Source organism: Pyramidobacter sp. YE332 (assembly GCF_033060595.1).
In the GTDB taxonomy this organism is placed as follows: domain Bacteria; phylum Synergistota; class Synergistia; order Synergistales; family Dethiosulfovibrionaceae; genus Pyramidobacter.
In genome coordinates, this window is record NZ_CP133038.1 from 965,151 (window position 1) to 987,248 (window position 22,098).

Annotated in this window: 18 protein-coding genes; 11 read left to right on the top strand and 7 right to left on the bottom strand. The window is 60.2% G+C overall.

From position 1 onward, the window contains the following. Positions 1 to 35 precede the first annotated feature (35 nt). The 5 genes from murI to RAH42_RS04620 all read left to right on the top strand — a co-directional run bounded on the left by murI (position 36) and on the right by RAH42_RS04620 (position 4,131). Entirely contained in the window at positions 36 to 839 is an 804-nt protein-coding gene (gene murI, locus RAH42_RS04600) for a glutamate racemase (protein WP_009164805.1), read from the top strand. Positions 840 to 975: 136 nt separating this feature from the next. Beyond that, the gene (locus RAH42_RS04605; protein WP_317540246.1) at positions 976 to 1,518 is read left to right on the top strand and encodes a DUF6305 family protein; all 543 of its coding nucleotides are present in this window, start codon (positions 976 to 978) and stop codon (positions 1,516 to 1,518) included. A 9-nt stretch (positions 1,519 to 1,527) separates the two neighbouring features. Further along, positions 1,528 to 2,814, top strand: a complete 1,287-nt coding sequence (locus RAH42_RS04610) for an SLC13 family permease (protein WP_317540041.1) — start codon at positions 1,528 to 1,530, stop codon at positions 2,812 to 2,814. A gap of 14 nt (positions 2,815 to 2,828) precedes the next feature. After that, positions 2,829 to 2,972 carry a hypothetical protein gene (locus RAH42_RS04615; RefSeq protein ID WP_168170033.1) on the top strand — a complete coding sequence of 48 codons (144 nt, stop codon included), beginning with the start codon at positions 2,829 to 2,831 and terminating at the stop codon, positions 2,970 to 2,972. Positions 2,973 to 2,985: 13 nt separating this feature from the next. Continuing rightward, positions 2,986 to 4,131, top strand: coding sequence for a succinylglutamate desuccinylase/aspartoacylase family protein (locus RAH42_RS04620; protein WP_078016171.1), 1,146 nt, complete (start codon positions 2,986 to 2,988; stop codon positions 4,129 to 4,131). A 244-nt stretch (positions 4,132 to 4,375) separates the two neighbouring features. Here the strand turns inward: RAH42_RS04620 and RAH42_RS04625 are convergent, their stop codons facing one another. Beyond that, positions 4,376 to 5,563 carry an IS110 family transposase gene (locus tag RAH42_RS04625; RefSeq protein ID WP_317540042.1) on the bottom strand — a complete coding sequence of 396 codons (1,188 nt, stop codon included), beginning with the start codon at positions 5,561 to 5,563 and terminating at the stop codon, positions 4,376 to 4,378. Positions 5,564 to 5,846: 283 nt separating this feature from the next. Between RAH42_RS04625 and ggt the strand changes: the two genes are divergently transcribed. The 5 genes from ggt to RAH42_RS04650 all read left to right on the top strand — a co-directional run bounded on the left by ggt (position 5,847) and on the right by RAH42_RS04650 (position 13,564). Then, on the top strand, positions 5,847 to 7,568 hold the full coding sequence (gene ggt, locus RAH42_RS04630; protein ID WP_317540043.1) for a gamma-glutamyltransferase: 1,722 nt from the start codon (positions 5,847 to 5,849) through the stop codon (positions 7,566 to 7,568). A 492-nt stretch (positions 7,569 to 8,060) separates the two neighbouring features. Further along, complete coding sequence (locus RAH42_RS04635) at positions 8,061 to 9,020, top strand: TAXI family TRAP transporter solute-binding subunit (RefSeq protein WP_078016173.1); 960 nt, start codon at positions 8,061 to 8,063, stop codon at positions 9,018 to 9,020. A 212-nt stretch (positions 9,021 to 9,232) separates the two neighbouring features. Further along, positions 9,233 to 9,658, top strand: a complete 426-nt coding sequence (locus tag RAH42_RS04640; protein ID WP_317540044.1) for a DUF1850 domain-containing protein — start codon at positions 9,233 to 9,235, stop codon at positions 9,656 to 9,658. 21 nt (positions 9,659 to 9,679) lie between these two features. Further along, positions 9,680 to 11,668: a TRAP transporter permease gene (locus RAH42_RS04645; protein ID WP_078016175.1), complete on the top strand. Its 1,989-nt coding sequence runs from the start codon at positions 9,680 to 9,682 to the stop codon at positions 11,666 to 11,668. Positions 11,669 to 12,028: 360 nt separating this feature from the next. Further along, positions 12,029 to 13,564 carry a hypothetical protein gene (locus RAH42_RS04650; protein WP_078016176.1) on the top strand — a complete coding sequence of 512 codons (1,536 nt, stop codon included), beginning with the start codon at positions 12,029 to 12,031 and terminating at the stop codon, positions 13,562 to 13,564. Between the two features lie 92 nt (positions 13,565 to 13,656). On the opposite strand, the gene pepT is transcribed toward RAH42_RS04650, so the two are convergent. The 6 genes from pepT to RAH42_RS04680 form a co-directional block, all read right to left on the bottom strand. Continuing rightward, complete coding sequence (pepT, locus tag RAH42_RS04655) at positions 13,657 to 14,892, bottom strand: peptidase T (RefSeq protein ID WP_078016177.1); 1,236 nt, start codon at positions 14,890 to 14,892, stop codon at positions 13,657 to 13,659. 125 nt (positions 14,893 to 15,017) lie between these two features. Next, positions 15,018 to 16,001 (bottom strand): oligopeptide/dipeptide ABC transporter ATP-binding protein, encoded by a 984-nt coding sequence (locus tag RAH42_RS04660; RefSeq protein WP_078016178.1) that lies wholly within the window; start codon positions 15,999 to 16,001, stop codon positions 15,018 to 15,020. Positions 16,002 to 16,016: 15 nt separating this feature from the next. Continuing rightward, positions 16,017 to 17,006 (bottom strand): ABC transporter ATP-binding protein, encoded by a 990-nt coding sequence (locus tag RAH42_RS04665; protein WP_078016179.1) that lies wholly within the window; start codon positions 17,004 to 17,006, stop codon positions 16,017 to 16,019. Between the two features lie 13 nt (positions 17,007 to 17,019). Further along, complete coding sequence (locus RAH42_RS04670; RefSeq protein WP_078016180.1) at positions 17,020 to 17,898, bottom strand: ABC transporter permease; 879 nt, start codon at positions 17,896 to 17,898, stop codon at positions 17,020 to 17,022. Positions 17,899 to 17,911: 13 nt separating this feature from the next. Next, positions 17,912 to 18,844, bottom strand: coding sequence for an ABC transporter permease (locus RAH42_RS04675; protein ID WP_078016181.1), 933 nt, complete (start codon positions 18,842 to 18,844; stop codon positions 17,912 to 17,914). Positions 18,845 to 19,027: 183 nt separating this feature from the next. After that, positions 19,028 to 20,548: an ABC transporter substrate-binding protein gene (locus RAH42_RS04680; RefSeq protein ID WP_317540045.1), complete on the bottom strand. Its 1,521-nt coding sequence runs from the start codon at positions 20,546 to 20,548 to the stop codon at positions 19,028 to 19,030. Positions 20,549 to 21,370: 822 nt separating this feature from the next. Between RAH42_RS04680 and RAH42_RS04685 the strand changes: the two genes are divergently transcribed. Continuing rightward, positions 21,371 to 22,018 carry a TrkA C-terminal domain-containing protein gene (locus tag RAH42_RS04685; protein ID WP_168170035.1) on the top strand — a complete coding sequence of 216 codons (648 nt, stop codon included), beginning with the start codon at positions 21,371 to 21,373 and terminating at the stop codon, positions 22,016 to 22,018. Positions 22,019 to 22,098: the final 80 nt, after the last annotated feature.

Genomic DNA, 22,098 nt, shown 5'->3' on the forward strand with positions numbered 1-22,098 from the left:
GCAAGGTCCAAAATTCAGATAAAGAGGGGAGTCCTATGGATAAGCTGAGTCCCGTGGGCGTTTTCGATTCCGGAGTGGGGGGCTTTTCCGTCGTCAAGGAAATACAAAAAGTCCTGCCGGGAGAAGATGTGCTCTATTACGGCGACAGCGCCAACATGCCTTACGGCAACAGATCGGGCGAGGAGATCCTGCATCTGACGCGCCAGATCCTCGCGTTTTTGGAGCGGCGCGGCGTCAAGGCGGCGGCCGTGGCCTGCAACACGATTTCTTCGCTGATCGACCGGTACCGCGACGATTATCCGTTCAAGATTTTCAGCGTCATCGAAGCGGGCGCCGCTTCCGTGGCGACGCTGGACGCCGATTGCGTCGGCGTGATCGGGACCGTCTTCACGGCGCGGTCGGGGGCGTACCATCGCCTCATCAACGCCGTCCGGCCGGAGATGAAGGTCTACGCCCAAGGCTGTCCCAATCTGGCGCGCCTGATCGACGGCGGTGACCTTCGTCCCGAATCGATCGATCCCGAGCTGCGCGCGGCGGTGGAACCGCTGTTGGCCCAAGCGCCGATCCGGCACCTGATCCTGGGCTGCACTCACTATCCGCTGGTTTCCGGGTATCTGAACCGTCTTTATCCGCAGCTGACGCTGATCGATCCCGCTCATGAGCAGGCGCTGGCGGTGAAGCGTTTTCTCGAATCGCAGGGGCTGCTCAACGACGCCGGCTCCGGCAGCCTGGAGCTGAACACGTCCGGAGACGCGGCACAGTACGCCGAAGCGGCGCGGCGCTTCGGCCTGAAGGAGCCGCGCGCGATCAACACCGTCGCGGCCGCTCAGCCGCTTTAGACAGAGGGCAAAAAAGCCCTCCGCGCTCTCGACGGCGCAGGGGGCATTCCTGGCGGCGCCCAAACGCGCCGCCGCAACGATTGTCGAGCGCCGCCGTTCCCGACGGCCAAATCAGAGGAGGCTGGTTTTTGTGAAGATGAGAAGAGTTGTTTCCGCGATGATCGCCGTGTTTACCCTGGCGACGGCCGCTTGCGCCGCCGACGTGGCCCTGACCTCGATCGGCCAGGGACCCGATGCGATGATGGTGAAAGTGGTTATGCGCGCCCTGAAGGTGGTTCCCGATTATGATGCGCTGATGAGGCCCGAAGCGCTGCAGAACCAAAAGGTACTGGTCGCCGTCGTCGGCGGCAGTTCCAAGGGGCTTGGCGCGGCGGGCATCGACAAGGAAGAAGAAGTGGCGCGTGCGAAGGCCCTGCTGGACGCGGCCGCAAAGAAGGGCGTGAAGGTCCTGATCATGCACGTGGGCGGCGAGGGACGCCGCGGCACTCTGTCCGACCTGTTCATCAACGCGGCGGCTCCTTACGCCGACGGCATGATCGTCGTCGACGGCGGCAACTCCGACGGGGTGTTCGACAAGTACGCCGACGAAAGGAAGATCGTCATCCAGACCGCTCCCAACGTGAAGGGAACAAAGGAGCCGCTGGGGAAGATCCTCGCCGACTGGGACGCGGGCCGGTAAGGCGCGCCCATGGAGTGGTTCTGGCCGGAAGGTTTTTATACCTTCCTCATGATCGCAGTTTTTGCTTTTGGCGCTTTCCGCTGGAAGCTGCCTATCGCCGTGGCCATGGCCCTGGCCGCGATCGTGGGCGCGCTGGTTGGCGGCGAGGGGTTCCCGCTCCGTCATTTTGTGGAAGGCCAGTTCGGCTATCTGAACACGATCCTTGTGATCGCCACGGCCATGATCTTCATGAAGGTCATCCTCAGGATCGGCCTGCTTGACGCGCTGTCGGCATGGCTGATTCGCAGGTTCCGCCGTTTCCCGGCGCTGCTCAGCATCGGCCTGATGCTGATCGTCATGGTGCCCGGCATGATCACCGGATCTTCCACGGCTTCCGTGCTGACCACGGGAGCGCTGGTCGCGCCGGTGCTGAGGGCGCTGGGAGTCGACAAGGTCAAGACGGGCGCGATCATTTCCATGGCTGCCCTGCTGGGCATGATCGCGCCGCCGATCAGTATCCCCGCGATGATCATTTGCGCCGGCGTCGATATCCCTTACGTGGGGTTCGCGCTGCCGCTGCTGGTCTGCACGATGCCGCTGGCGGTCGTCTACGCGCTGACGATGATCTATCCCGCGATCCGTAAAAGCGAAGACACGCAGGCCCTTGAAGAGCACCTGAAAACGATGGAACGCGAGAAGCTCGGTTTCCGCCTCGCTCTGCCCGTGATCGTGCTGGTTGCGCTGTTTGTCGTCGAGCAGGCGCTGGCTTCCGTCTGGCCGGGGCTTGGCATGCCGCTGATCTTCCTCGTTTCCACGGCGGCGGGATTCTTCGCGGGAGTGAAATGGAACTTCGTCGACACGGTTACCGAGGCGGTCAACGACTGTCTGCCCATGCTCGGCATCCTCATGGGCGTGGGCATGTTCATCCAGATCATGACGCTGATCGGCGTGCAAGGCTTTATTGTCGTCTCGACGCTGAGCCTGCCGAGCTGGACGCTCTATCTCGGCATCGCGCTGATCATCCCGCTGTTCGGAGCGGTCTCGTCCTTCGGTTCCTCTTCGGTGCTCGGCGTTCCCTGCCTGCTGGCCATGCTCAGCAAGGATTCGGTCGTCGTCGCGGCGGCGCTCAGCCTTGTGGCTGCGCTGGGCGATCTGATGCCGCCGACGGCGCTGGCCGGTATTTTCGCCGCGCAGGTGGTCGAGGAGGAGAACTATTTCAAGATCCTCAAAAAGTGTCTCTGGCCGAGCTTTATCCTCGACGTCTGGGGCATTCTGATCATCGTCTACAGCAACGATATCGCTGCTTTGCTCAAGTAGGGAGGGAGAGCCTGATGACGCTAATCTACCGAGGGATCGTGCTCTTCGTGCTGCTCTTCGTGCTGCGCTGCATGTTCAAAGAGCGCTCGTTCTGGAAGCAGGTCACCGGCGCGATGGTGCTTATACCGCTGGTCCTCCGTCTGCTCATGATCAAGTAAGGAGGCCGGCGCGATGGAAGAGAGCTATAAGGTCAAAGGCAGTCCTCTCACGGCTGTCGTGCTGTGCGCTCTGGTCGGACTGATCTGCTGGCTGACGGCGCAGTCGTTCATGTCCATGTGGAAGCCGGATGTCTTGTATCCGGCGCCGGGCTTCGAGCGGCATGCGCTGTCCGAATGGGAACCCGCCTTGAAGGGGACTCACGGCGACACCCCCGTTTACATTCAGAAGGGGGCCGAGGAGGGCGGCACGGTCTTCGTCATGGGCGGCACGCATCCTAACGAGCCTGCCGGCTATATGGGCGCCGTCATGTACCTTGAGCGCGCGCAGGTGAAGAAGGGGCGTCTGATCGTGCTGCCCTGCGCCAATATGTCGGCGTTCACTCACAACTCGCCTCAAGACGCGGCCCCCCAGCGCTTCCACATTCCTCAGGAAGGAGGAAAGGCGCGGGTGTTCAAGTACGGTTCGCGCGCCACCAATCCAATCGACCAGTGGCCGGAGCCCGATGTATATATCCACTATCCTTCCGGTCAGAAACTCGATGGCGGCTCGCGCAGCAATCTGAACCGCTCCTATCCCGGCACGAGGAACGACGGCCTGACGCAGCTGGTCGGCCTCGCCATCGTCGAACTGCTGAACAAGGAAAACGTCGATCTGGCGTTCGACCTTCATGAAGCTTCGCCGGAATACCCCGTCATCAATGCGACGGTCGCCCATGAACATTCCATGGAGCTGGCCGCGATGGTCACGATGGAACTCGAGATGATGGGCATTCCCATGCGGCTCGAACCTTCGCCGGTGAACTTCCGCGGTTTGAGCCACCGCGAGTGGGGAGATCACTGCCCGAATGTGATCCCGATCCTGATGGAAGCCGGCAATCCGGCGCAGGGGCGTCTGCGCGGCCACACCGATGAGGCGCTGGTGCTCTCGGGGCACGACAAGGCCTACATGAAAGCCGCCAAGCTCGGCGTGCTGTTCATCCCCTACGAGGATCGGCAGCCGCTTGAATTGAGGACGGCTCGCCACGTCGCGGCCATGAGCAAGTACATCGAACTGCTTGGCGACGTGCGCCCCGGCAAGGAAATCGTCGTGGAGGGCATCCCTTCGTATGAAGAGATCAACGAAAAAGGGCTCGGCGCCTGGCTGGCTCCGGCGAGGTAGTTGTTTTATGGAGTTGGGTTTCAAGGCTGCGGAGCGCTTTGCAGCCTCAAAATACAAAGGAGACCAGCTATTAAAAGTCAAGTAGGAAATTCGAGCTCATGCCCGAAGTATTTCTAGCCGGTTGCCCGCGTGAAAAAGCCAAAGCGCCCCTGAAAACGGCATATTGGACAGAACTCAGACAAAACAAGCACGCGAACGAGCTCACACGGAAGCGACACGAGCAGGGAACCCCGCGGGAACAGGATCATTCTATGCCCTGGCGGCGTACCTCGTAAGGTTTGTTGGCTTTCAGAACAGCGTAAATCGTATAAAGCAGTTTTCTCGACACAGCCCCCAATGCAGTCCCATGCGCTTTCCCCTCACCGCGCTTCTTTTCGTAGAACGCTTTGAAGACAGGATCGCATCTGACTGCTATCAGCGCCGACATCCAGACAGCTCGTCTCAGGTAGGGGGATCCTTTCTTGGACAAGCGGTTGTGCTGGCCGACATAGTTCCCCGATTGAAACGAAGTCGGATCGATCCCGGCAAAGGCGACGAGTTTCTTGGGATTGGAGAAACGACTGATATCGCCGATCTCACCGAGGATCACGGCGCCCGTCGCCGGCCCCACGCCGGGGACAGTGAGGATGACAGAGCTAAACTTCCTCAGCTGCCGGGCGATCTTCTTGTCGATCTCATCGATCTGCTTCTCCGTGAATTCGATCTGTTCGATGAGAATCCTGATTTGAAAGGCAAAGGCATCCGAACACAGAGTCAGGCCGACCGAACGCGCCGCCAGAGACTTGAGCTCACGGGCTTTGTCAGTACCGTGCCGGCCCCGGCTGGTTTTTCTGAGCAAAGCGGCCAGCGATTTCGTGTTCACGTCGACCACCTGTTCCGGAGTGCCGTACGTCTTGAGAAATGCCTTTGAACTCTCGCCAAAGACGTTGGAGAACAAGGCAGCATACTCCGGAAACACCTGATCCAGAACGGTGACGACCTGTCGCTTGTAGTCGGCGCAGGAGTCCTTGAGCGACTCTCTGAAACGGGCCAGATTGCGCAGCGCCATGATATCTTCATCAGCCAGATGAGTTGCGCTGAACGAGCCGAAACGGATCACCTCAGCCACCAGAAAGCAGTCGACCGCATCCGTTTTCTGCTTCCGGATGTGGAAGTTCCTCAGACTGTCGGATTGGATCGGGTTGATCACATGCAGAGCAAAACCCTGCTCCCGCAGAAAGGAGTAGAGCGCGAGCCAGTAATGACCGGTCGCCTCCATGCCGATACAGAAAGCCTCCCGCTCGGGAAGACTCTGTTCGAGAAAGAGCAGAAGCTGCTGAAAGCCCTCCCGAGCATTGGCGAAACGCAGCGACTTGCCGACGTGGCTGCCGTCCTCCCTGATAAGCCCTGCTTCGTGATTGTTCTTCCCGATGTCAATACCAAGATAGTACATGAGTCACCTCACCACAACGTATTTGCAGGTGAATTCTCACGCTTCCTGCGGCTCACAACCTCCTTGGACAGACGGAGAAGACCTTCGGTCTCAACATCCAGCTCATTCGTGAACTGCCGCAAGAGGTGAGGCGCCACTCTCCTTTACGAGGAAATGTCCCCAAGGAAACAAACGGCGACGCTCACACTGCATGCTGACATTATCGCAGATTGTCCCGTTCAATAATCTGTCAACTCAATAATCTGTCAACAAGTGCGACTACATTATTCTAGGAGGGAATGGTATGAAGAAGTTGGGCGCAACGTTGGCATTGGCTCTGGTCGCCGCTGCTGCATGCAGGGCCGGCGCCGCGGAGGTTAAGGATGTTTATGCCGAGCATGGCATGGTGGCTGCGGCGCACGAACTGGCGGCCAAAGCCGGCGTCGAGATCCTGCAGAAGGGCGGCAATGCTATCGACGCGGCGGTCGCCACGGCTCTGGCGCTGAACGTCGTGGAATTCAACGCTTCCGGTATCGGCGGCGGCGGATTTATGACCTTCTATTCGGAAAAGACGAAAGACGTGATCTGCCTCGATTACCGCGAGCAGGCTCCCGCTTCGGCCACCAAGGATATGTTCGCGTCCGAGCAGGCCAAGAAGGAAAAGTGGTCGGCCTACGGCGGCAAGTCCGTCGGCGTGCCCGGCTGGCTGAAGGGCATGACCTACGCGCTCGAGAACTACGGCACCATGACCTTTGCCCAGGTTGCCGAACCCGCCATCCGTCTGGCCGAGGAAGGTTTCGTCACCGACCCGGCCCAGAAGGGATTCATTCAGGACCATTTCGAGACGCTGAACCAGTTCAACGAACCCGGCACGCTGCCTTTCTTCGACGAGGTCGGACTGCCCATCGAGGGCGGCACGCTTCTGAAACAGCCGGCGCTGGCCAAAACGTTCCGCCTGATCGCCGAGAAGGGGATCGACGTGTTCTACAAGGGCGAGATCGGCGAGGCCATTTGCAGGGCCGTGGAGCGTAGCGGCGGCAAGATGACCATGGAGGATCTTGCCAGTTATCAGATGTACGTTCGCAAGCCCGTCGTCGGCACCTATCGGGGCTACCGGATTTATTCCGTGCCTCCCGCGTCGTCCGGCGGCACGCATGTGGTCCAGCTGCTCAACATCATGGAAAACTACGACGTCAAGAACCTGGGATTCAAGTCCGCGAAGAAGGTTCATGTCTTCGGCGAGGCGACGAAGATGATGTTCGCCGACCGCAGCAAGTACATGGCCGACACGGCTTACGCCAAAGTCCCGCTGGCGGGGCTGCAGTCCAAGGAATACGCCAAGGAGGAGGCCGGCAGGATCACCGACGCGATCGTCGACAAGCCGGAAGCGGGCGATCCCTGGAAGTACGACACGGCGGAGAAGACTTCTTTCCTCGGCGGCATGGGAGACGAGCGTTTCTCGACTTCCAGCTTCTCCGTGGCCGATCAGTTCGGCAACGTCGTCACTTCGACCAACACGATCAATTTCTTCATGGGGTCTTCGGTGTTCGTGCCCGAGTACGGTTTCCTGATCAACGACGAGATGGACGACTTCGCTTCCAATCCGGAAAGCGTCAACGCCCCCGAACCCGGCAAGCGCCCTCTGTCCTGCATGAGCCCCACGATCGTGCTCGATCCCGAAGGGCGTCCTTTCATGAGCATCGGTTCGCCCGGAGCGACCCGCATCATCACCGCCGTAGCTCAGTGCATCATGAACGCCGTCGATCACGGTATGACGATGGACGAGGCGATCGAGGCGGCGCGCTTCCACAATCAGAGCGGCAACGAAATGAGAACCGAAAACGATCGCTACGACAAAGCGCTTCTTGACACGCTCGAACTGATGGGCTACAAGATCTCGCTGCAGGAACCGCTGTACACCGGCGGCGCCCAGGGCATCATGTTCAACTGGAACGCCAAGGGCACCGACAAGTTCCTCAACGGCGGCGCCGACAGCCGTCGTTTGGGAGCGGCCGTCGGCTTCTAGCGGGGAAAAACGATCCGAATATTGACCGATGGCCAAAGCGCGGAGAACCGACGGTTCTCCGCGCTTTGGCGTGTGCGGCGGCGCCGGGGTCTTCCGGGGAGCATGATTTTTTGCTGCCGAAAGGGTTTGCAGCAATGGGGCGAGGCGGTCCGGGCGAGGTCCTTTCATCGTCGCGCCGGGAATATTCCGGGCGTCGGTTTCGCGAGTCGTGGCGGAGACGCCGCGACGCATATAATACCGCGTGATTTTATAGAGGCTGACATTCTCGTGGGGAATGTTCTGTAAAATGTGGAACTCGACGCGCCGTCGGGGAGGAATAACACGACAGGAAATCGCATAACGCCGCTTGAAATGTCTCTCATACAAGGGACGTTTGCTATTGTATACTTTGGTTCGGGGACTTCTCAAAGCCGGGTTAAAAATGTATAATAATGCCAAGGGGAAGATTCATTTCTCTGAAGATTCATATCTTATTCTGTGGAGGGGATACGGATGAAGAAATCAAGAGTTTTGGCAGTTGCGCTCGCGGGGCTTTTTGCCGCTTCGACGGCTTTTGCGGCCAGCCAGTTCATCATGGGCACGGGCGGCACGTCGGGGACCTATTATCCTCTGGGCGGCGCCATCTCCCAGATCATCACCGACCATTCCGGCGGCAAGGTTGCCTGCGTAGCCCAGGCGACGGGGGCTTCCGTCGAGAATCTGAATCTGCTCAACGCCGGCGACATCGACCTGGCTCTGGTGCAGAACGATACTGCCGATTACGCCAAGCGCGGCGTGATGTTCTTCAAGGCGCCGCTGGCGAACGTGACCGGCATCTGCCGCATTTATCCCGAGCACATTCAGGTTGCCGTCAACGCCGACAGCGCCATCAAGTCGCTGGAGGACTTCAAGGGCAAGAATATTTCCGTCGGCGCGCCCGGCTCCGGCAACGAAGCGAACGCCCGCCAGATTTTCGGCGAGATCGGCCTGTTTGACGGCGCCAATTACGTAGGGTTTACGCCTCACTTCCTGTCCTACGCCGAGGCCACGTCGCACTTCAAGGATCGCCTGATCGACGGTTTCACCTTCACGACCGGCGCTCCCAACTCGGGCATTCAGGAGATCGTCACGACGCAGCCTCTGCGTTTCCTCGAGATCAAGGACAAGCTTCGCGACGACATCATTGCCAAATATCCGTTCTTCGCCCCCGCGCTGATCGAGAAGGGGACGTACAGCGGGCTTGATCACGATGTCGAGACTATCGCCGTGCAGGCGTGCCTTGTGGCCCGCCGCGACATGTCGGAAGACGAAGCCTACGCCGTCACCAAGGCGATCTTCGAGAATCTCGAGGCGCTTGGCAACGCGCACGCCAAGGGCAAGAATCTGACGCTTGAGCACGCTCTTGACGGCATGACGCTTGACATTCACCCCGGCGCTCTGAAGTACTACAAGGAAGTCGGCCTGGTCAAGTAAGCGGGGCTCGGAAGTTTGGAGCTTTCTCAAACGGAAGGAGTCGCGAGGCTCCTTCCGTTTTTTCAGGAAAAAGCGTGACTTTTCATTCTGCCGGCGATGTGCGGCGGAGAGGACGTGAACATGAAAAAATCCCGGGGGCGTGCGTCTCTTTTCGTCTTTCTGCTTATGGCTGCCGCGGGATCCTGTATGGTGTGCGGCAGCAGTATCTGACCGTGACGGATGAACGGGGGACGGTGGTCTATCTGCGTCCGGTAAAACTGGGAGAGCGCTACACGGTGCGTTTTATCCATTCGGTGGCACGGCGCCCGGTGGACGAGATCTACGAGATCGCCCCGGGCTGTTCCATCCTGCGCGAAACGGTTTATGACATGATGGGCGCGGGGCTGCCGACGGAGCCTCTGGACGGCCAGACGTTCACGGTGGAGGACGGCGCATACCACATCAGGGGTTTTCATCTGAGGCTCCCCGCGGTGACCTACCGCATCAGCAAGGTCGTGGCGGATCACACGCTGTGTGTCGGGAAGGATGAATTCAGGCTGAAGCAGTGGGTGTTCGCCCCGGGGAAGCCGCTGACGTTCACGGTCCACGAAGGGAATCTGTGCGAACTGCTGAAGTTTAAATGTCGGAGCATGTTGTAGAGTATAAGGGGGTATGGGAATATGGATGAAATGAAGAAAGAGTCAGGCGCGACAGAGCTGCCGCAAGAGAAAAAGCAGCTGAATGCCGACACGGTGGCCGGCGACCAGAGCGCAGTCCAGGAGAATCTCGAAAAGTACGATACGGAATCGCGGTACCGTCGCCCGGATGGTTTCTGGGGCAAGGCGATCAAGCTCATCTGCATCGTTTTTTCTCTGTTCCAGTTCTATACGGCCGGTTTCGGCGTGCTGCCGGCGCAGATTCAGCGTCCTCTGCACGTGTTCTTCACGTTCGTGCTGATTTTCCTGCTGTATCCTTCGTTCGCGTCGTTCTCCAGAAAGACGATGCATTGGCTCGACGTGGTGCTGGCCGTTCTTGCCGGTTCGACGATGATCTACCTTGTCGTCAATTACGAGGCGATCCTGTACCGCGGCGGGCTGCCCACGACGTTCGACCTGATCTTCGGCGCTCTGGCGATCCTGTTCACGTTCGAAGCGGCGCGCCGCATCGTCGGGCTGCCGATCGTGCTTGTCGCCCTGGTCTTCGTGCTCTACGCCCATTTCGGCAAGATCATGCCCGGCTTCCTCGCTCACCGCGGTTTCAGCTGGACGCGCATCGTCAACCACATGTACCTGACCACTGAAGGGATTCTTGGCTCGCCCGTCGGCGTTTCTTCGACCTTCGTCTTCATGTTCATCCTGTTTGGCGCTTTCCTGAACAAGACCGGGCTGGGCAAGTTCTTCATCGATCTGGCCCTTGCCGCGGCCGGGCATCAGGCCGGCGGCCCGGCCAAAGTGGCCGTCATCTCGTCGGCGTTCTTCGGCACCATTTCCGGCAGTTCCGTGGCCAACACGGTGACGACGGGAACGTTCACGATCCCGCTGATGAAGAGCATCGGTTACCTGCCGCACTTTGCCGGCGCCGTCGAAGCGGCGTCGTCCACGGGCGGCCAGCTGATGCCCCCGATCATGGGGGCGGCGGCTTTTATCATGTCCGACTTCATCGGCGTGCCCTACATCACGATCGCCATTGCCGCCGTGCTTCCCGCCCTGCTCTATTACATGGCCGTGTTCATCATGATCCACATGGAAGCCAAGCGCCTCGGCCTGCGGGGGCTGCCCAAAGAGCAGCTGCCCAACACGAAGAAGATCTTCCTGGCCGGCGGGCACCTGCTCATCCCGCTGTTCGTCATCGTTTACATGCTGATCAAAGGCTATACGCCGCTGAAGGCCGCGTTCTACAGCATCCTCTGGACGGTGGCCGTGGCCATGTGCCGCAAGAACACGCGCATGAAGCTGAGCGACATCATCGCCGCTTTCGACGAAGGCGCCCGCAGCGCTCTCGGCGTCGCCGCGGCCTGCGCCTGCGCCGGCCTCGTGATCGGCTCCGTGACGCTGACCGGCATCGGCCTGAAGCTTGCCAACGGCATTGTTTCGCTGGCGGGCGGGCATTTGTTCTTCACGCTGGTGCTGACCATGATCACGTCGATCTTGCTCGGCATGGGGCTGCCCACGACCGCCAAGTACATCGTGCTGGCTTCGATGGCCGCGCCCGCCATTCAGAAGTTCGGCGTGCCCGTGCTGGCGGCGCATATGTTCATCTTCTACTACGGCATCATCGCCGACCTGACGCCGCCGGTCGCGCTGGCGGCCTACGCCGGCGCCGGCATCGCCGGAGCCAACCCGATGCGCACCGGTTTTACCGCCCTGCGTCTGGCCGTGGCCGGATTTTTGATTCCCTATTTCTTCGTTTACAGCCCCGAACTGCTGATGATCAACGCCTCCGTCGCCAACACGACCGTGCCGGTCGTGACGGCGATCCTCGGCACCGTGCTGCTGTCCTTCGCGGCGGCGGGCTACTGGCTGCGCAATCTGAACCTGTTCGAGCGCGCCGTGATCTTCGCCGCTTCGCTGCTGCTGATCCAGCCTGGCTGGATGACCGACGTGATCGGCGCCGGCGTCGGCGTGGCGATGTATCTGCTTCAAAAGATGACGCTGAAAAACAGGGCGTGACGCTTGCGCCCAATCCGGACCGGCTGCTGGGCAGCCGGTCCGGATTTTCTGTCGGGGGCGACGCAGAAATTTCATCCTATCGGGTGATGCGAGCGTCTCGTTCCATGGTAGGATACGGATGGATGCGGCGTTCCGTGAAGGCCGCCGGCCGATGAGCGGCGCGCGGATGGCACGCCGGGGGCCGTGCGAAGGGAAAGGCACGAAGAATATCCCGCTTTAGATAGTATTTTATTTAATATTATGCATTGAGGAAAGAGTTTCGGAATGATAAGATTCAAACCGGTAGTACGCCTTTCGTAAGAGGGGCTGATGTGGTTCTTGCCGCAGGGCAAGACGAATATTTGAAAGGTGGAATGTCTTATGAAGAAATTCCGTTCCGTTCTGGCCGCTTCGGCGGCGTTGGCGCTCCTGGTGTCTTCCGCGTTCGCTGCTCCCCGACCGGGCGATCTGACGACCGGTCTGGTTGGCGGCGGCGACTGGGCCGCGTTCGGACTGCGCGACGCGCAGGCGCTGCTGAACAAACCGGCGGATTCTCTGCTGATGCGCGCCATGAAAATGCTGCCCGCCGAGCAGGTGAAGAACTACGCCGACAAGGCCGGCAGCTTCGACGTGCGCATCGCTCTGAAGTCGAGCCTCGACGAGGTCGACAAGCTGGCTCTGGCGATGGAGATGAAAGCGCCCCTGACCGCCGAGGATTTTGCGGCCGCCGGCAATTTCAAGGCCCCCGAGTTCACGGTGACCGCTCCCGAAGGCACGACCGTCACGCCGCTGGGCACGGTTGACTCCGAGGACGGCTCCATCGGCCTGATTTATTTGGCGACGCTGGAGCGCGACGGCGCCAAGTACCTGATCGGCGCGAGCGGCGATCCCGCCAACCTGGCCGTGATGGCCGGCGCTCCCGAGAACAGCGCCGTGGTGACGGCCCGCACGCCCGCCAACGTTTGGGCGCAGATGCAGATCTCGGCGGAGACGCTGGCCAAGATGGACGCGCCGCTGCCGCAGCCGCTCAGCCTCGAACTGGGGCTTGACGACACGGCGACGTCCGTGAAGGCGATGCTGTGGAGCAACCTTGTGGACGAGATCGGCGCCCTGATCGGCAAAGATCTGCGCGCCGTGCTCAACGGCGGCGCCGCGGCCAAGGCCCCGTTCGTCTACGGCTCTTCGCCGCTGGCCGCTCTCGTGAACCTGTCCGCTTCCTTCCTGCCGGAGAACTTCAAGCTCGCCGACCTGATCGCCGACGCGGACATGCTCAAGGAAGCCGAGTCAGAAATCAATGGAGCCATTGGCGCCGTTGGCCTTGAGTGGGCGGACGTCGTCAAGATCCTGCGCGGCAACGTCACGCTCGGCGTGGCCGGCAAGCTGGCCGCTCCCATGGTGGGCGAAATCCCCGGCCTGTACCTGCACGTTTCCGACATCGACGCCGCCAAGGCGGCCGCGCTTGCCAACATGCTCGCCGAGCAGGGCAAGATGGTGGCCGGCGAACCGGCCGCCTACGACGCGGACGGCTGGAAGGGCTTCGCGTTCGCCGCGCCCGTCTCGGTCCTCGTCGCCGGCGGCGAGAAGGGCCTGCTGATCGCCGGCATGAACGCCGATCAATTCGGTCAGGCCGCCGAAGCGGCTTCCGGCCTTGCGGCGGCGCTCGAACCCCGCAACGTGGCGCTCGGCTTTGACGTCAAAGTCCTGCAGCCCGTGCTGAAGAAGCTGTTCGCCGACTTCGGCGACAGCGTCATGCCGGCGCTGGGCGGCGACGACGCGAAGGGCATCGTCTCCATGGTACTGGACAACATGGGCATGATCGACGCGGTCAACCTGGTCAACGCCGACGCCGACACGCTCGTGCTCGAAGTGACGCCCAACGCCGAAATGGTGGGCGCGATCCTGCCCGCGGCGCAGTAAAAACGTTCTTTCCGCACGTTTCAAGAAACGAAAAACAAACGAACCGCCCCGCTGAAATTTCAGCGGGGCGGTTCGTTTGTTGGGCGCGCCGTTTATTTGACCTGTTTGCCTTCGGCGTACAGCTGGACGATGTTGAGGATGACCTTGACGCATTTTTCCATGGCGCCGACCACGGCGTATTCGTACTTGCCGTGGCAGTTGTAGCCGCCGATGAAGAGATTGGGCGTGAGCAGGCCGCGGAAGGAGAGCTGCGAGCCGTCGGTGCCGCCGCGAGCGGCGATGATCTTCGGCGTGACGCCGGCCATCTCGTAGGCTTTCAGCGCGGTGTTGACGATGTCCATGCGCTTCTGCAGCGGCACGGCCATGTTGTAATACTGGTCGTGCATTTCCAGCTCGGCCAGTTCGCGGCCCCAGCGTTCGTTGAGCTGGCGCACGAGCAGCTGGAAATGTTCTTTGCGCGCCTCGAACTTGGCGGTGTCGTGGTCGCGGATGATGTAGGTCATCTCCGCCTCTTCCACGCCGCCTGCGATCCCGGTCATGTGGTAGTACCCCTCGTACAGCTCCGTGTGGGGCGGCGTCTCGGCGGGCGGCAGCGAGGCAGCGAACTCCATGGCCACCATGGCGGCGTTGATCATCTTGTTCTTGGCGGTGCCGGGATGGACGGCGACACCCTTGATCTTCACGTGCGCCTGGGCGGCGTTGAACGTCTCGTAAGAGAAGGTCCCCGTGCCGCCGCCGTCGACGGTGTAGGCGAAGTCGGCGCCGTATTTTTCCAGATCCCAGAACTTGGCGCCGTGGCCGATCTCCTCGTCGGGGCAGAAACAGACCACGATTTTGCCGTGTTTGAATTCGGGATGCCGCACCATGTGCTCGACGGCGGTCATGATCTCGGCGACGCCGGCCTTGTCGTCGGCGCCGAGCAGCGTGGTGCCGTCGGTGACGATCAGCGTCTCGCCCTTGTGGTCGTTCAGCTCGGGAAAAACTTTCGGCGACAGCACCACGTTCTCGGCGGCGTTCAGCACGACGTCGCCGCCGTCGTAGTTCTCGACGAGGCGGGGTTTGACGTTTTTGCCGGTCACTTCGAGGGCCGTGTCGATGTGGGCGCAAAAGCCGATGGCGGGCGCGCCCTCGCAGTTGGCGGGCAGAGTGGCGCAAACGTAAGCGTTCTCGGTGACCGTCACGTCGCTGAGGCCGAGGCTGCGCAGCTCTTCGCCGAGGACTTTGGCGAGATCGTGCTGGCAGGGCGTGCTGGGCACGCAATTCTGCCCTTCGGCCGACTGCGTGTCGATTTTGACGTAGCGGATAAAGCGATCAACCAGTGAAGACATGAAAGATCCTCCTTCGAAAAAGCAATGGGAAATTGTTGGCGCGAAACTATTCTACCGCAAAAAAATAAAAACGGCGTCATCAAAAAAGGGCCTGTGGCGCACACAGACCCTTTGGGGGAGCGATATTAACGGGCGTACTGGAGCTTGCCGGTGAAATGGCAGGCCACGAAATGGTTCGGCTCGTACTCGTTCAGCTCGGGTGACTGCTGGCGGCAGACGTCCTGGGCGAAACGGCAGCGGCCGGCGAAGCGGCAGCCCTGGGGCGGGTTGACGGGGCTGGGCACGTCGCCTTCGAGGATGATGCGGTTGCGTTTCTGTCCCACCTTGGGGATGGGAATGGCCGACAGCAGCGCCTGCGTGTAGGGATGCAGGGGATTCTTGAAGGTGGTCTTGTAGTCCGTCAGCTCCACGATCTTGCCCAGATACATGACGGCGATGCGGTCGGAGAGGTGCTTGACGACGCTGAGATTGTGGGAGATGAACACGTAGGTGTAGTTGTTCTCCTTCTGCAGCTGGTTGAGAAGATTGAGCACCTGAGCCTGGATGCACACGTCGAGGGCGGAAACGGGTTCGTCGAGGACGATGAACTCGGGATCGAGCGCCAGCGAGCGGGCGATGCCGATGCGCTGGCGGCGGCCGCCGTCCAGTTCGTGAGGGTAGGCGCCGATCAGGCGGCGGGCCAGGCCGACCGTGTCCATCAGCTTGGTGATGCGGTCGTTCATTTCTTTGCGGCTGGAGCAGATCTTGTTGACGATCAGCGGTTCGGCGATCAGTTCGGAAACGGAAAGGCGGGGGTTCAGGCAGGAGTAGGGATCCTGGAAAACGATCTGGACCTTTTTGCGCATTTCTTTCATTTCGCCCTTGCTCAGGCCGACGATGTCGCGTCCCCAGAACTTCACTTCGCCGGAAGTCGGTTCCAGCAGGCGGATCATGGCGCGGCCGAGCGTGGACTTGCCGCAGCCGGATTCGCCGACCAATCCCAGCGTCTCGCCGCGGTTGACGAAGAAAGAAACGTCGTCGACCGCATGGAGCAGACCGCGCGGCGTGTTGAAGTACTTCTTCAGGTGGTTGACAACTACCATGGGCTGGTTGTTCAGCTGTTCAGTCATAGTCATCGGCCTCCTTTAGTCGTTCTTCAGCGCCGCCGTGCGCACGGGGCAGGCGACGAAATGTCCGGGCGCCACTTCGGCCATTTCCGGCGCGCTCTTGGAGCAGTTTTCCGTCGCGTAGGGGCAGCGGGGATGGAAGCAGCAGCCCGAAGGCAGGTTGGTGGGATCGGGCATCAGGCCGTGGATGACCTTCAACTCTTCCTGCTCCGACTCGAGGTCGGGCAGCGAGTTGAACAGCCCTTCCGTGTAGGGATGCAGGCGGTGGTTGTAGATCATCTCGGTCGTGCCGTACTCGACGACGCGACCGGCGTACATGATGGCCACCTTATCGCACATCTCGGCGACGATGCCCAGGTCGTGGGTGATCATGATCATGGCGGTCTTGAACTTTTCCTTGAGCTCGTGCATCAGCTCGAGCACCTGAGCCTGGATCGTCACGTCCAGAGCCGTGGTCGGCTCGTCGGCGATCAGCAGCGTCGGGTCGCAGGCCAGCGCGATGGCGATGACGACGCGCTGCTTCATGCCGCCCGAAAACTGGTGCGGGAAGGCGACGCCGCGCTCGCGGGGGATGCCGACCAGTTCGAGCATGTCGCCGGCGCGTTTGAGCGCGTCGGCCTTGGTGCCCTTCTGGTGCAGCTCCACCATCTCGGCGATCTGTTCGACGACGGGAACGACGGGATCCAGCGAGGTCATGGGATCCTGGAAGATCATCGCGATCTTGCCGCCGCGGATGGCGCGCATCTGGCTTTCGGGCTTGCTCAGCAGGCTCTCGCCTTCGAAGAGGATGTCGCCGGAAACGATCTTGGCGGGCGGCATGGGCAGCAGGCGCATGATGCCCAGCGCGGTGGTCGTCTTGCCGGCGCCCGTTTCGCCGACGAAGCCCAGCGTCTCGCCGGGCGCCAGTTCGAGGTTCAGCCCTTCGACGGCGTGGACGCGGCCGCTCTCGGTGACGTAGTGGATGGTCAGATCCTTGATCTCGAGGAGCAAATCTTTGTTTTCGGACATGGCAGGCTCCTCCTTAGCGCTTCAGCTTGGGATCCAGGGCGTCGCGAAGACCGTCGCCGAGGAAGTTCAGGGCCAGAATCGTGAGCATGATGGCCAGGCCGGGATAGAGCGTCAGATGCGGGAAGTCGCGGATGTACTGACGCCCGCCGGAGAGCATGGCGCCCCATTCGGGATTGGGCGGCTGGATGCCCAGCCCGATGAACGACAGCCCGGCCGCGTTGAGGATCGCCGAGGCGACGCCCAGCGTGGACTGGACGATGATCGGGGCCATGCTGTTGGGAATGATGTGGCGCAGAATGATGCGCAGATCGGAAGAGCCGACGGCGCGGGCCGCTTCGACGTACTCCATGCCGCGGATCGAGAGCACCGAGCCGCGCACGATGCGCGCGTAGTTGGGAACGGCGGAAATGCCGACGGCGATCATCATGTTGAACAAACCCGGCCCGAGCGCCGCGGCGATGGCGATGGCCAGCAGCGTCTGCGGAACGGCCAGCAGCACGTCCATGACGCGCATGATCACGTTGTCGAGCGTGCCGCCGTAAAAGCCGGCGAACGCGCCGAGCAGGCCGCCGACGACCAGCGAAATGCCGACGGCGATGAAACCGACCTGCAGCGACACGCGCGCGCCGAAAATCAGGCGGCTGAGAATGTCGCGCCCAAACTCGTCGGTGCCGAGCAGATGCTTGGCCGACGGCAGGTCGAACGTGTGCATCAGGTCCTGCTTGGAGAAGGAGAACGGCGCCAGCTGATTTGCGAAAATGGCGCAGATGACCAGCAGAATGATAAAACCCAGCCCGAACATGGCCAGAGGACTTTTGCTCAGGCGATGCAAGACTTCGGCGATGCCGCGGCGCTGTTTTTTGACGGGAGCGTCGATAACTTTTTCAGTCATGAGATGACCTCCTCTATCGTTTGTACTGCGCCTTGATGCGCGGATCGATGAAGGCGTACAGAATGTCAACCAGCAGGTTGACGACGCTGAACGCCGCCGAGACGCACAACACGGCTCCCTGCACCATGGGATAATCGCGGGCCATGATGGACGTGAGCATGACGCGCCCGACGCCGGGGATGGCGAAAATCGATTCCGTCAGCAGAGCGCCCGACAGCAAGTGTCCGAACTGGAGCCCGCAGAGCGTGACCACGGGGATCAGCGCGTTATGCAGCGCGTGCCCCCAGATGACGACGCGTTCGGTCTGCCCTTTGGCGCGCACCGTGCGGATGTAGTCGGCGCGGATGACCTCGAGCATGGAGGAACGGGTCATGCGCGTGATCATTGAGATGGACTGAGCGGACAGCGCGACCGAAGGCAGGATCATCGCCTTGAACGTGGAAAAACCCGACGACGGCAGCCAGCGCAGACGCACCGAGAAGAACAGGATCAGCAGCAGCCCCAGCCAGAACACGGGCATGGACAAACCGATCATGGCGAAGATCATGGTGACGGTATCGAAAAGCGAGTATTGCTTGATGGCGGAAACGATGCCGCATGGGATGCCGATGAGGACCGCTATGAATATGGCGAAGCCGGCCAGCTTCAACGTAGCCGGAAACGCCGCCAGCAGCTCCTTCATGACGGGCGTTCTGGAAGCGTAGGAGCGTCCGAGATCTCCCTTGACGACGATCTTGTATAAATATGTGCCGAAGCGGATCCAGAAGGGATCGTTCAGGCCTTCCCGTTCGCGGAACTCTTGAATGGCAGTCTCCGTGGCCTGGTCGCCGAGCACCATCTTGGCCGGGTCCCCCGGCGTCAGATAGAGCAGCAGGAAGACGCAGAACGCCACGCCGACCAGTACGGGAATGAGCAGGATAATCCGGCGGAGAATGTATCGAAGCATGGTTTTACCTTCTTTTCGTCGAATTTTGACCGTTGGGTTCACGGTGTGAGAATAAAGACAGATTAGCTATGAATTGGACTCTCAAACCGATACAGAACGCCAAAGAAAAAAGCAGGGGAACAGGAAATTCCCCTGCTTGCGCGCGTGCCTGAGTTTTTTCCTCAAGCCGGCAGGCGCTGCGGATTAGTCCTCGAAGTAGACGGTGCGGAAGTTGTAGGTGTCGTTCGCGCCGACTTCAAAGCCCTTGACATACTTCTGAGTGCCGACGCAGTTGTCGTCGCTGTGAAGATAAACCTGGGGGCACTGATCAAGGAGGATTTCCTGAGCTTCCTTGTAAACGGCGGCGCGCTCGGGACCGTCGAGGGTCTTGCGTCCCTTGTCCATGGCGGCGTCGAAAGCGGCGTTGCTGAAGAAGGTATAGTTGGAGCCGGCGTTCGTCTCAAGCAGACCGCTCATGGCGAAGTTGGGATCGGGAACGCTGGTGGACCAGCCGAGGATGAACATGTCATGGTTCTTTTCCTGCAGGCCGTTGAGATACGCGCCCCACTCGAGGACCTTGATCTCGGTCTTCATGCCGACTTCGGCCAGCATGCCCTGAATGATCTGGGCCATGTCCTGACGTTCTTTGCGCTCGTTCGTCCAGATCTGGTAGGTCTTGTTCAGATCGATGCCCGATTCGGCGAGCAGCTTCTTGGCAAGCTCCTGATCCTGCACGTGCTCGGGCTGATCGTTGGCGATGCTGTAAGGCAGACCCGCGGGCACAATGGCGCGGGGCACGGAGCCGTTCTTGCCGAGCTTCTCATAGACGACCTTGTGCATGCCGATGCTGTCGATGGCGGCGTTGACGGCGCGGCGGACGACTACGTTATCGAAGGGAGCCTTGACGGTGTCGAAACCAAGGTAAGTGACGTTGACGGCGGGAACCTGCTGCAGAACCAGTTCGGGGTTATCCTTGACGCGGTTCAGGTCGTTGACGGCGATGGGGAAGGCGATATCGACGCCCTTGGTCTCGAGCTCGATGGTGCGGTTGTTGGCTTCGGGGATGGAACGGACTTCGAGATACTGGTACTTGGGAGCTTCGCCCCAGAAACCGTCGAAGCGCTCAAGCTCATACTTGTCGTTCTTCTGCCAGCTCAGGAATTTGAAGGGGCCGGTGCCGACGGGCGGCGCGGCCAAGGTGCCATAGTTGTCGCCAGCGGCTTCGACGGCCTTCTTGTTGAGGATCGAGGCCCAGCTGTGGGTCAGGGAATTGAAGAACGAGGAGTTGGGGGCTTTCAGTTCGATGACGAAGGAGTAGTCGTCGAGGACCTTGACATCCTTGACGTCCTGGGAATAGCTGCGGATCTTGGCGCCTTTGTCGGTGGTGGCGCGCATCAGCGTGAAAGCGACGTCCTCTGCCTTCAGCTCTTCGCCGTTGTGGAACTTGACGCCCTTGCGGAGCACGAACTTGATCTCGGTGGGCGAGACGAACTCCCAGCTCTCGGCGAGACCGGGCGTGACAACGTTCTGATTGTCGCGGAAAATCAGCGTGTCGTACAGCTCGAAGCAGCAGCGCGAACTGGGAACGTCGTTGTGGCCGATAGGATCCATGCTGGTGACGTCGTACTGATCGGCGACGATCAGACGATCCTTGGCCGCGAAAGCGGTGCTGGCCGCCACACCGAGAACGAGGGCCGCGAGAGCCAGAATGGTGCTTTTCTTCATGTAATGCCATCTCCTTCGATAGGATAAGAGCACTGAAAGCCAAACTGCCGTCCCGTCTCCCGCCAGCGCCCGCCGGGGACGGGATGGCGACATCGCGTCGCCGCCGCGCGGTCTGTCCCGCAGACCGCTTTGTTTCTCGATCCGCTTTCCGTCTTGTTCGTGTCCAAAGAAACGATCGCCGACGGTGCTCTTCCGAATGTTATTTATTGTTAGGAAAGCACGGCGAAAGACAGAAAGTTTTCATGTGAATAATTATGCCTTATTCGGGGCTCGTCGTCAAGAAGATATAATTTTTAACTTGTCAAAGACAAGAAGTCAAAATTGCGCGAATGTTTTCAAAGAGACTTCCGACGCTTTGAACCTGCTTCTTCGATGAACTCTTTCCCGCTTCTGAGGCGTCGGCCGTCCATATTTACGGGAATGTATCTGTTTGTCTTAACTAATCAATGGATTGTTCAATAACTTTGTCAAGAGTCCGCTTCGAAATCATGCCGGGCAATGACCGATCGTCAATCGGAAAAGCAATCTCCCGTTTTTAAAGGCCGTCTCCGCGGATCGGAGCTGATCCTAATTCTTGTAACATGGTTTTCTGGGCGCTGCGGGGGAGTCCTGTGCGACAGGACTCCCCCGCAGCGCCCTTGCGTCCGGCTTTTTAATTAAGAAATAGTATGAAACGGTGAAGCCGTCGAGAGCCAGGGACGGCGCGTTCTCCAAGGGGATTTGACAGTCTGCCAACTTATAAATTAAAATGAGTTGTCACAATCTCTGAAAATTTTTCTCGAACGTATGGTCGAACAGAACTCGTCAGAAGAGGGGATTTCCATGAGGAAGGGGCAGGGGCAGTCCGTCTATTCCAAAATCGCCTTTGATCTCGCCGTCAAAATTGCCAGCGGCGAGCTCAGGGAAGGGACGAAGATCACCGGACGCTCGTTGATGGGGACGCAGTACAAGGCGTCTCCGGAAACGATCCGGCGCGCGCTCTGGCATCTGAACGACGTGGGGGCCATTTCGACGCAGGACAACGTCGGTTCGACGATTGTATCCCGAAGCCATGCCGTGGAATATGTCGAGCATCGCCAGCTCGACAACGATCTGCTCGCTCTCAGAGCGCGGCTTGACGCCATGATCGCGGCGCGGGACGAGCTTAATCGAGACATCGACGCCACCCTCGGGCAGATCCTTGAATTGAATCAGCGCTTTCGGGACAGCGACCGACTGCACATGTTCACGTTCAAGATCGGCGGAACTTTCCCCGCTCTGGGGGTCAGCATCCGCGATTTTCAGTTCCGGCAAAAAACCGGCGCCACGATCGTGGCGATCAGGCGGGATGATGAAACCATACTGTCGCCGGAGCCGTCGACGGAATTCAAGGTCAACGACGTGCTGATCGTCGCGTGCGGGGTGCAGCATATCGATAAAGTCCGCGAACTCATGGAGGACGGCGTTCCCAAGGCCCGCTGCAAAAGTTGAAGGGCGACGGGACGAAGCCATTTTTTCGGAGAGTGACGCGCTTCTTCGCGAACTCCTGGGGCGCTGGGGAGGGGCCGCTT

Coding starts and splice junctions, on each gene's coding strand:
- RAH42_RS04635 (WP_078016173.1), top strand. CDS start 8,061: ATGAAGAAATCAAGAGTTTTGGCAGTTGCGCTCGCGGGGCTTTTTGCC.
- RAH42_RS04620 (WP_078016171.1), top strand. CDS start 2,986: ATGGAAGAGAGCTATAAGGTCAAAGGCAGTCCTCTCACGGCTGTCGTG.
- RAH42_RS04605 (WP_317540246.1), top strand. CDS start 976: ATGAGAAGAGTTGTTTCCGCGATGATCGCCGTGTTTACCCTGGCGACG.
- ggt (WP_317540043.1), top strand. CDS start 5,847: ATGAAGAAGTTGGGCGCAACGTTGGCATTGGCTCTGGTCGCCGCTGCT.
- RAH42_RS04610 (WP_317540041.1), top strand. CDS start 1,528: ATGGAGTGGTTCTGGCCGGAAGGTTTTTATACCTTCCTCATGATCGCA.
- RAH42_RS04680 (WP_317540045.1), bottom strand. CDS start 20,548: ATGAAGAAAAGCACCATTCTGGCTCTCGCGGCCCTCGTTCTCGGTGTG.
- RAH42_RS04660 (WP_078016178.1), bottom strand. CDS start 16,001: ATGACTGAACAGCTGAACAACCAGCCCATGGTAGTTGTCAACCACCTG.
- RAH42_RS04675 (WP_078016181.1), bottom strand. CDS start 18,844: ATGCTTCGATACATTCTCCGCCGGATTATCCTGCTCATTCCCGTACTG.
- RAH42_RS04670 (WP_078016180.1), bottom strand. CDS start 17,898: ATGACTGAAAAAGTTATCGACGCTCCCGTCAAAAAACAGCGCCGCGGC.
- RAH42_RS04615 (WP_168170033.1), top strand. CDS start 2,829: ATGACGCTAATCTACCGAGGGATCGTGCTCTTCGTGCTGCTCTTCGTG.
- RAH42_RS04650 (WP_078016176.1), top strand. CDS start 12,029: ATGAAGAAATTCCGTTCCGTTCTGGCCGCTTCGGCGGCGTTGGCGCTC.
- murI (WP_009164805.1), top strand. CDS start 36: ATGGATAAGCTGAGTCCCGTGGGCGTTTTCGATTCCGGAGTGGGGGGC.
- RAH42_RS04645 (WP_078016175.1), top strand. CDS start 9,680: ATGGATGAAATGAAGAAAGAGTCAGGCGCGACAGAGCTGCCGCAAGAG.
- RAH42_RS04625 (WP_317540042.1), bottom strand. CDS start 5,563: ATGTACTATCTTGGTATTGACATCGGGAAGAACAATCACGAAGCAGGG.
- RAH42_RS04665 (WP_078016179.1), bottom strand. CDS start 17,006: ATGTCCGAAAACAAAGATTTGCTCCTCGAGATCAAGGATCTGACCATC.
- RAH42_RS04685 (WP_168170035.1), top strand. CDS start 21,371: ATGAGGAAGGGGCAGGGGCAGTCCGTCTATTCCAAAATCGCCTTTGAT.
- pepT (WP_078016177.1), bottom strand. CDS start 14,892: ATGTCTTCACTGGTTGATCGCTTTATCCGCTACGTCAAAATCGACACG.